The 9,260-nt window shown below is 64.1% G+C and carries 9 protein-coding genes; all 9 read left to right on the forward strand.

The window, feature by feature from the left end:
• The first annotated feature begins 302 nt into the window (after positions 1-302).
• On the forward strand, positions 303-1,775 hold the full coding sequence (locus QMX78_RS17985) for a flagellin (RefSeq protein WP_282272097.1): 1,473 nt from the start codon (positions 303-305) through the stop codon (positions 1,773-1,775).
• 337 nt (positions 1,776-2,112) lie between these two features.
• A complete protein-coding gene (gene fliD / locus QMX78_RS17990; RefSeq protein ID WP_282272099.1) occupies positions 2,113-3,477 on the forward strand; it encodes a flagellar filament capping protein FliD in 1,365 nt (454 codons plus the stop codon).
• Between the two features lie 114 nt (positions 3,478-3,591).
• Positions 3,592-4,014, forward strand: a complete 423-nt coding sequence (fliS, locus tag QMX78_RS17995; RefSeq protein WP_282272100.1) for a flagellar export chaperone FliS — start codon at positions 3,592-3,594, stop codon at positions 4,012-4,014.
• Complete coding sequence (locus QMX78_RS18000; protein WP_282272102.1) at positions 4,014-4,325, forward strand: hypothetical protein; 312 nt, start codon at positions 4,014-4,016, stop codon at positions 4,323-4,325. Before fliS ends, QMX78_RS18000 begins: the two co-directional genes overlap by 1 nt.
• Entirely contained in the window at positions 4,322-4,891 is a 570-nt protein-coding gene (locus QMX78_RS18005) for a PilZ domain-containing protein (RefSeq protein ID WP_282272104.1), read from the forward strand. The genes QMX78_RS18000 and QMX78_RS18005 overlap by 4 nt, the downstream gene beginning before the upstream one ends.
• Positions 4,892-4,969: 78 nt before the next feature.
• Positions 4,970-5,602, forward strand: a complete 633-nt coding sequence (locus QMX78_RS18010; RefSeq protein WP_282272112.1) for a response regulator transcription factor — start codon at positions 4,970-4,972, stop codon at positions 5,600-5,602.
• A 261-nt stretch (positions 5,603-5,863) separates the two neighbouring features.
• A complete protein-coding gene (gene rpoN, locus QMX78_RS18015) occupies positions 5,864-7,273 on the forward strand; it encodes an RNA polymerase factor sigma-54 (RefSeq protein WP_282272106.1) in 1,410 nt (469 codons plus the stop codon).
• Between the two features lie 14 nt (positions 7,274-7,287).
• Positions 7,288-7,668, forward strand: a complete 381-nt coding sequence (locus QMX78_RS18020; protein WP_282272108.1) for a response regulator transcription factor — start codon at positions 7,288-7,290, stop codon at positions 7,666-7,668.
• A complete protein-coding gene (locus tag QMX78_RS18025) occupies positions 7,661-9,148 on the forward strand; it encodes a sigma-54 dependent transcriptional regulator (RefSeq protein WP_282272110.1) in 1,488 nt (495 codons plus the stop codon). Before QMX78_RS18020 ends, QMX78_RS18025 begins: the two co-directional genes overlap by 8 nt.
• Positions 9,149-9,260 lie beyond the last annotated feature (112 nt).

Below are 9,260 nucleotides of genomic sequence, written 5' to 3' on the forward strand. Positions count from 1 at the left end.
GCCATACTCGGCACGAGCTTCACCGGCAATGCCCCTGCCGAGCATGGCTCGGCACTACATGTTCGCTGCTGCCGAGCATGGCTCGACACCCAACGAACGCCGAAAACGCACAAGCCCCGGGAAACCGGGGCTTGTGCGTTTTTGCGGTTTTGGAATCACTTGCAGCAAGGCGCTAAAGCTGCCGGAAAAGCTGCCGTTATTGGTATCAGCAGCGGTGCTAAGGCTCTTCTTACCCCCGCCCACTGCACCCAGTACCGGCCAGGTGATGTGCCGGACCCAACGCCACATAGGAAGCTCGAATCATGGCACAAGTCATCAACACCAACATCATGTCGCTCAATGCTCAGCGTAACCTGGGCACCAGCGGCTCCAGCCTGGCCACCTCGATCCAGCGCCTGTCCTCGGGCCTGCGCATCAACAGCGCCAAGGACGACGCCGCCGGTCTGGCGATCTCCGAGCGTTTCAGCACCCAGATCCGCGGCATGGACCAGGCTGCCCGCAACGCCAACGACGGCATCTCGATGGCGCAGACCGCCGAAGGCGCGCTGACCGAAATCGGCAACAACCTGCAGCGTATCCGTGAGCTGTCGGTGCAGTCGCGCAACGCCACCAACTCGCCTTCCGACCGTGAAGCCCTGAACGCCGAAGTGCAGCTGCTGAAGGCAGAAATCCAGCGCGTCGCCGAGCAGACCAACTTCAACGGCACCACCCTGCTGGACGGCAGCTTCCAGGCACAGTCCTTCCAGATCGGCGCCGACCAGGGCCAGACCATCGACATCGCCCAGATCGCCAACGCCAACATCAAGGACCTGGGCAACTGGAACAAGGTCGACACCGCAGCTACCGCTTCTGCTGCAGCTGCCACCGGTGGCTATGTGGCCGGCACCCCGACGGCAGGTACCGGCACGCTGGACCTGAGCGGCCTGACCAGCACCGATGCACTGTCCTTCCAGATCGGCAGCACCACCATCAACGTCGCTGCCGACGCCGGACGTACGACGGCTGCAGGCCTCGCTACTGCCGTGCAGGCTGCCATTGGTACCAGCGTCGCCGGCGTCACCGCCACGGTAGCAACCAACAACGTTACCCTGAGCAACACCAACACTGCAGCCATCTCGGTGACCGGCGGCCTGACCGCCACCGTAACCGCCCAGACGGAAACCGGCGGCACCCCAGCTGACTTCACCGCCGGCAACTTCACCCTGACCGGCAGCAAGGGCACGGCCACCATCAGCTACGGTGCAGCCGGCAGCGGCGCCCAGCGCGCCACCGACCTGGTCAAGGCCATCAACAACCAGAGCTACAACACCGGCGTTTCCGCGTCGCTGGACAGCGCTGGCAAGCTGCAGCTGGCGTCGGCTTCGGGCCAGTTCACCGTTGCTGGCGGCGGCACCACGCTGACCGCACAGACCGGCCTGACCGCTGCAACCACCACCAACTGGGCCGCTGGCGCCTCGGCAACCGGCTTCGCTGACCTGGACATCTCCACCACCGCCGGCGCCGACAACGCACTGAACGCGATGGACGCAGCCCTGAGCACCATCAACTCGGCACGTGCCGACCTGGGTGCCGTGCAGAACCGCTTCACCTCGGTGGTTGCCAACCTGAACACGTCCTCGGAAAACATGTCTTCGGCCCGCAGCCGTATTCGTGACACCGACTACGCCAAGGAAACGGCAGAACTGACCCGCACGCAGATCCTGCAGCAGGCCGGTACCGCCATGCTGGCCCAGGCCAACCAGACCAGCCAGAACGTGCTGAGCCTGCTGCGCTGATCCAGCAAGCAACACTCTCCACGCCGGCGTGAACACGCCGGCGTGACACAGGCCCCGCCAGCAATGGCGGGGCCTGTTCGTTATGGAAGCAGTACACCCCCAGCGCCAGGAGTACGGCATCGAAGCCGGCATCTGGACAACTCGATCGAGCGCTATCAATGACCAGCCACCTCCGCCTTGGCGGGATCCGCCATGACCCGCCCTGCGCGAGCACCCGTACGCGCTGGCACGCCGCTTGCAGATGACTGCGCAACCACGCGGCTAAAGCTATGCCGCCGCGTGCCGATATCCGGGGTGGCAGCTGCAGTTGCACCCCCTCGCCGAAAGAGGAAAACCCATGGCTACGTCTTCCCTGTCCACCATTGGCTCTGGCTTGGACATTCCCACCATCGTTGCGCAGCTGGTCGCCGCTGAACGCGCACCGGCAGCCAACCGCATCAACACCCAGGGAACCGCGGCCACCGCCAAACTCTCGGCGCTGGGCAACATCAAGAGCTCGCTGAGCAGCTTGCAGACGGCGATGGACGCCATGGGCAAAGCCGCCGACCTGCGCGCCTACAAAACCTCGGTACCGGAGAAGAGCGGCTTCTCCGCCACCATCGTCACCGACCCATCCACTGGCAAGACATTGGCCGCCGCAGGCACGTACAACATCGAAGTGCTCAGTCTGGCGCAGCCGCAGAAGCTCAGTTCCGGCGCGTTTGACGCCGAAACCGTGGTGGGCGACGGCAAGCTGTCGATCGCCTGGGGCGAGGAAGACTCCATCTCGGTCGATATCGCACCGGGCAGCAACCTGGCCAGCATCGCCGCCGCCATCAACAGCGCAGCTGGTGGCAAGGGCGTCAATGCCACCGTCATCACTGCCAACGATGGCCAGCACCTGGTGCTCAATGCCGTCAATGCAGGTACCGAAGGTGCGTTGACGGTCACCGCCAGCGGTGGCAACGGCGGCCTTTCCGCGCTGACCTGGGACGGCAGCAGCGGTGGCATGTCGCAGATCAGCCCCCCGACCAACGCGCACGTGCGCGTGGACGGCTTTGACCGCGAATCCAGCAGCAACAGCATCAGCGACATCATCGCCGGCGTGACCCTGGAACTGACCAAGGCCGAGGTAGGCACCACCACTGCGTTGACCATTACCCAGAACAACGAACCGCTGAAGACAGCGGTGCAGGCCTTCGTTACCGCCTACAACGCCTCCACCAGCCTGCTGAAGACCTCCAGCGCCTATGACGCAGAGAAGGACCAGGCGTCGGTGCTGACGGGCGACTCGATGGTGCGCGGCCTGCAGCAGCAACTGCGCGGTCAGCTCAGTGCCAACGTCATCGACCTCAAAGAGTTGGGGCTGACCATCACCAAGGATGGCACCCTGTCACTGGATGCCAGCGTCTTCGACAAGGCGATGGCCAAGAACCCCGCTGCCGCCGAGGCCCTGGTCGGCAAGAGCGGCAAGCTGTATGAAGGCATGAACAGCATCCTCAAGAGCAACCTGGACAGTGGCACCGGCACCCTCGTGCAGCGTACCGACGCGCTCAACAAGGAAATCAAGAAGCTCAGCAAGCAGCTAGACGATCTCGACGCGCGCATGGAAAAGGTGTCGGCGCGCTATACCGCCCAGTTCACGGCGATGGATAAGCTGGTGTCACAGATGCAGGGCACCAGCAGCTACCTTTCGCAGCAGCTTTCGTCGACGTCGGGCTGATAGCCCAGCACGGGCTCAAGCCGCACGCCTTGATGGCCGATAGCAGATCACGCCACACAAATGATGTATCGGCAGTCGTTGCCATCACTGCACGAATACCAGGAGATTGAGTACATGTACGGTCCCAGCCGCAATTTCGCCGAGCAATACCGCCAGATCGGCGTTTCAACCCGGGTAGTGGATGCCGACCCCCACAAGCTGGTTTCCCTGCTTCTGGAAGGCGCCAGCGAGCGCATGCGGCGCGCCGAAGCCTTCCTTGCCAAGGGCGACCAGGCATTGAAGGGCAAGGCAATCGGCGAAGCCTGCGCCATCGTTGGCCAGCTCAACGGCTCGCTCGATCATGTCGCCGGAGGTGAAGTTGCAGGCAACCTGTCCACGCTCTATGACTACATCGTGCAGCGCTTGACCGAAGCCAACCTCAACAACGACGTTGCCGCTCTGCAGGAATCACTCTCCCTGCTCAGTGAGATCGAATCTGCATGGAACGCCATCCCGTCCGAGCAGCGCAGCATGTCAACCGCAAACGGAGCACGCTGATGGCCAACATCGCCAGCGGGATGCTTGATGCCCTGCACGCCGATCTCGATGCCCTGAAGAATGCCATCGAGGCGGAAGATCATGACGGTGCCGAACAGATTGTCGCCGCCCATGATGAGCGCCTGCGCGGCTATATCCAGGAAAACGGTACCGCCGGAAGCGCCGATGCCCTGCAGGCGCTGCTGGAACAGCAACGTAGCGTGACTGCACGGATGCGTGAGCTGCGCGACCAGGCCGCTATGCACCTGCGCGCCGAGCGTCAATCCACCCGCGCGGCCAGCGCCTATCTGCAGGCCGGAACCCTGGCATGAATCCCACCGGCATCGCCCATCCTGCTGAAACCGAGCTGTTCGACGACACCCTCAGTTGCGAACTGTCACTGCCAGCGGTGTTCGAGGCCGGTGCCAAGGTAAAGCGCCCGGGCAGCGCCGAGATGCTCCTGCGCAGCATCGCCCTCGTCGAGGACGCCCGCAATGTGGACGACAGCGACGAACGCAACGACAACAGCCTGCAACTACAGCGGCTGGAAGCGCGCCTCGACCTGACCCTCGTGCTGCTGGGCCGCCTGCTGCAGCGCGAAGCGCCGTCTGCGCCAGCCACGCCGCTACGCTGGTCGCGGCATGGCCTGCGCCTGCAGCGCGAGCAGCTGGGCGGCTTCGTCGCCGGCACCACCGGCGTCGCCAGCCTGCAGCCCGCCGAATGGCTGCCCGACGCGATCGAGCTGCCTGTCGTGGTCCTGGCTGAAGCCGATACAGCACAGGGGACGCAGCTGTGGCTGCGCCTGGATACGCAGAATGATGCGTTGCTGGCAGCCGTCGAACGCCATTTGTTCCGACTGCATCGCAAGCAGATTGCCGACAGTCGCCGCAACCGGTGAGCCTATTCCCACTTTGTGCTCTGGCGCCTGCCTCGCTGCTCCGCTAAGGTGCAGCCTTCCGTTATGACCCGGTCTCCTGTGCGCGTTCTTATTGTCGACGACCACACCTTGGTTCGTGCTGGGCTCACCCGGCTGCTGCAGACATTTGACGGGATCCAGGTGGTGGCCGAAGCCAGCAATGCCGAACAGGCTTTGGAAATGGCACTGTTTCACGTGCCGGACCTGATCCTGCTCGACCTGTCCCTGCCCGGCCGCTCAGGGCTCGAAGCCTTGACCGATATCCGCCAACGGCTGCCGCACGCACGTGCGGTGATGATGTCGATGCACGATGACGCTGCACATGTGCGTGATGCACTTGATCGCGGTGCCGTCGGCTTTCTGGTCAAGGATGCCGCGCCTGCCGAACTGGAACTGGCACTGCGTGCCGCCCATGCCGGCCAGGTTTTCCTGAGCCCGCAGATTTCAGCAAAGATGCTCGCACCGCTGATCGGCAAGGAGCGGGCAACCGGCATCGGTGCGCTGTCACCACGCCAGAAGCAGATTCTGCGACGCCTGGGCACCGGCCAGACCACCAAGGAAATCGCAGCTGACCTGGGCATCAGCATCAAGACGGTGGAAACCCACCGGGCACGGATGATGGAATCGCTGGGCTGCCGTCGCGCCAACGACCTGCTCCTGTTGGCGCTGCGCCATGAAAACGACCTCGCCTGACGCCGAGGCGCCAGAAAAAGCGAATCTACGTCACGGAATCGGAAACCCGTCACCACGGCGGCACAAGCTAATGGAATCAATGGCTTGTAACAAATACCCACTTTTACTTCGCCAATTAATCGACAGCATGTAAGGTAATTACCTACATCACGTAGGGCGGGCTTTGACAGCTATAGGGCCAACACCTATTACCGCCCCGACATGAAGCACGCAAGATGCGTTCCACAACGCAGCCATCCACTGGCCGCAACGGGGAAACGCATGAAAGCCACACTCTCTGCCCAGCTGGGCCAGCAACTTCATCTCACGCCTGCCTTGCTGCAATCAATCCGCCTGCTGCAGCTCAACGGCATGCAGCTGGAGCTGGAGATCCGCCAGGCGCTGGAGAGCAACCCGCTGCTGGAGCTGCAGGAGCAGGCAGAGGACGCGCCGGCAACGACCGACGCCGAGGTTGCGCAGACTGAAACTGCAGCCTTCGATGAATTGCCCGAAAGCAATCTGTGGGACGTGCCCGGCGCCAGCTGGAACGCCGATGACGAAGATCGCATGGCACGCGTAGCGGCCGGCGAGTCCACCGATCCGCAGCTGCGCATCCTCAACGCACTTGCTTATGAGCTGGACGAGGCCGACCTGGCCGTGGTCAGCTTCTGGCTGGACCACTGCGATGAAGCAGGCTACCTGCAGGCGCCACTTGCACAGCTGACCCAGCTTGCCAGCGCCCGCCTGGACCGTAGCAGCACCGATATCGAAGCCCTGCGCCAGCGCCTGCTGCATGGCGAACCCGCCGGCATGGCCGCCGTGGACCTGCGCGAGTGCCTGCTGGCCCAGCTCACCGCCCTGCCCGGCCACGTCCCGGCCCGCCATCTGGCGCGTCGCCTGCTGGACGCCGACATGCAGCTGCTGGCCAACCACGACTATCCGACCCTGGCCCGCACCCTGGACGCCGAGGTCGAGGACGTGCAGGAAGCCTTCCGCCTGGTCCTGTCCCTGCAGCCACGCCCGGGCGACACCCTGCTGCCGCAGCAGGAGCTGAGCGTGATACCGGACGTGGTCGCCTGGCACGCCGATGGTCAATGGCGTGTCGCGCTGAATCCGGCCACCACGCCGCGGCTGGCGATCAACAGCAGCTACGAGCGGGTTGTCGCCGACAGCAGCGGTGAAGCCGCCCAGCCGCTGCGCGAAATGCTGCAGGAAGCACGCTGGCTGACCCGCGGCCTGTCAATGCGCTACGACACCCTGCTGCGTACCGCTCGGGTCATCATCGAGCGTCAGGCTGCCTTCCTGGTCAACGGCGAGGAATCAATGGCGCCGCTGACCCTGAAGGAAGTGGCCGACCTGATCGGCATGCACGAGTCCACCGTCTCGCGGATCACCTCCGGCAAGTACCTGCAGACGCCGCGTGGCACCTTTGAACTGAAGCACTTCTTCGCCGTGCGCCTGGAAGGCGCCAGTGTCTCCGGGCAGGCCGTCAAGGCCATGGTCAAGCGCCTGATCGATGCCGAACCGGCCGCACGCCCGCTGGCCGACGAGGCCATTGCAGGCCTGTTGTCGCGCCAGGGAGTGAACATTGCACGCCGGACCGTCGCAAAATACCGCGAACAGCTTGATATCGCCCCGGCCCGCGAGCGTCGCCGCCAGAGCAGCAAGCCCCAGCTGGCCCGTGTGGGCTGAGACCAAGGATTCCCATGAACAAGCTCACCGTAGTGCTGGTCGACGACCATGAAGGCTTCATCAACGCCGCCATGCGTCATTTCCGCAAGATCGACTGGCTGGAAGTGGTCGGCAGTGCAGCCAATGGGCTCGAAGCGATCGAGCGCTCCGAAGCCCTGCGCCCGCAGGTCGTGCTGATGGATCTGGCCATGCCAGAAATGGGCGGCCTGCAGGCCACGCGCCTGATCAAGACCCAGGACCAGCCGCCGTACATCGTGATCGCCAGTCACTTTGATGACGCCGAGCACCGCGAACACGCACTGCGCGCCGGTGCCGATAATTTTGTCAGCAAGCTGTCCTACATCCAGGAAGTGATGCCGATCCTGGAAGGACTCAAGGTACAAGAAGATGAGTGAATCACGCATTCTGGTGATCGACGCCGACGGCATGCGCGCCGAGCGCACCTTGGCCCTGTTGGAGTTCATGGACTTCAACCCGCGCTGGGTCTGCGAAGCGCAGGATATCGACGTCAGCCGTCACCGCAGCAACGACTGGATGGCGGTGGTGGTCGGCGCGCTTGAAGATGCCGACCGTGCCGCCGGCTTTTTCACCTGGCTGGCCGGCACTTCGCTGCCGCCGCCGATCCTGCTTGCCGAAGGCGATCCGCTGGCCTTCTCGCGCCACTACGGCCTGCACGAAGCCAATGTCTGGCCACTGGAACAGCCGATGCGCCACGCGCAGATGGAAGCGCTGCTGCGCCGTGCCAGCCTGAAGCGACTGGACGCCGAACATCAGGCTGACAACGCCGGCGACAGCGGCCCGACCGGGCACAGCCCGGCGGTCACTGAACTGCGCCAGTTGATCGAGCAGGTCTCCAATTTCGATACCACCGTGCTGGTACTGGGCGAATCCGGTACCGGCAAGGAAGTAGTCTCGCGTGCCATCCATCAGCGTTCGCCGCGTCGCGACGGTCCGTTCATCGCCATCAACTGCGGCGCGATTCCGCCGGATCTGCTGGAAAGCGAACTGTTCGGCCACGAAAAAGGCGCCTTCACCGGCGCGCTGACTGCACGCAAGGGCCGTTTTGAAATGGCCGAAGGCGGCACCCTGCTGCTGGACGAAATCGGCGACATGAGCCTGCCGATGCAGGTCAAGTTGCTGCGCGTACTGCAGGAACGCAGCTTCGAGCGCGTCGGTGGCAACCAGACCATTCGCTGCAATGTGCGGGTGATCGCCGCCACCCACCGCGACCTGGAATCGCGTATCGCCGATGGCAAGTTCCGCGAGGACCTGTTCTATCGCCTCAACGTGTTTCCGATCGAAGTACCCGCACTGCGTGAGCGCGCCAGCGATCTTCCGGTGCTGGTGGAAACCATTGCCACCCAGCTTGCACGCACCGGACGAGGCGAAGTGCGTTTCGCCCCGGAAGCACTGCAGGCGCTGGCCAGCTACGCCTGGCCGGGCAATGTGCGCGAGCTGACCAATCTGGTCGAGCGCCTGGCTGTACTGCATCCCGGCGGCACCGTGCGCGTACAGGACCTGCCCAGTCGCTACCGCGGTGACCAGGCAAACCTTGCCCCCGCAACGAGCAGCGACGACGAACGACCGATGCTGCTTGGAAAGCAGGCTACGGCGCCTGCACAACCTGCCAGCCAGCCGAGCGGCTTGATCAGCAGGATCAGTGCGCCGGATAGCGGCAACCAGCTGCCCAGCGAAGGCATGGACCTGCGCGACCACATGGCCAGCATCGAGCTGACCCTGATCAATGAAGCACTGGAGCGTACCCAGGGCGTGGTGGCACATGCCGCCCAGCTGCTCGGCCTGCGCCGCACCACGCTGGTGGAGAAGCTGCGCAAGTACGGCATCGAGCGCGACTCGGCCGAAGCCAGTAGCTGACGTAATCCGGGCAAGCGGAGCAGATCCGGGATGTCTGGCCAAGCGTCGCAAAACCCCCAGATCCCGCCCCGGTGCGCTGCCCACACCCAGGCTGCGCACCTCGCATCACGGC

The organism is Stenotrophomonas sp. PS02298, from assembly GCF_029959445.1.
Taxonomy (GTDB): Bacteria; Pseudomonadota; Gammaproteobacteria; order Xanthomonadales; family Xanthomonadaceae; genus Stenotrophomonas.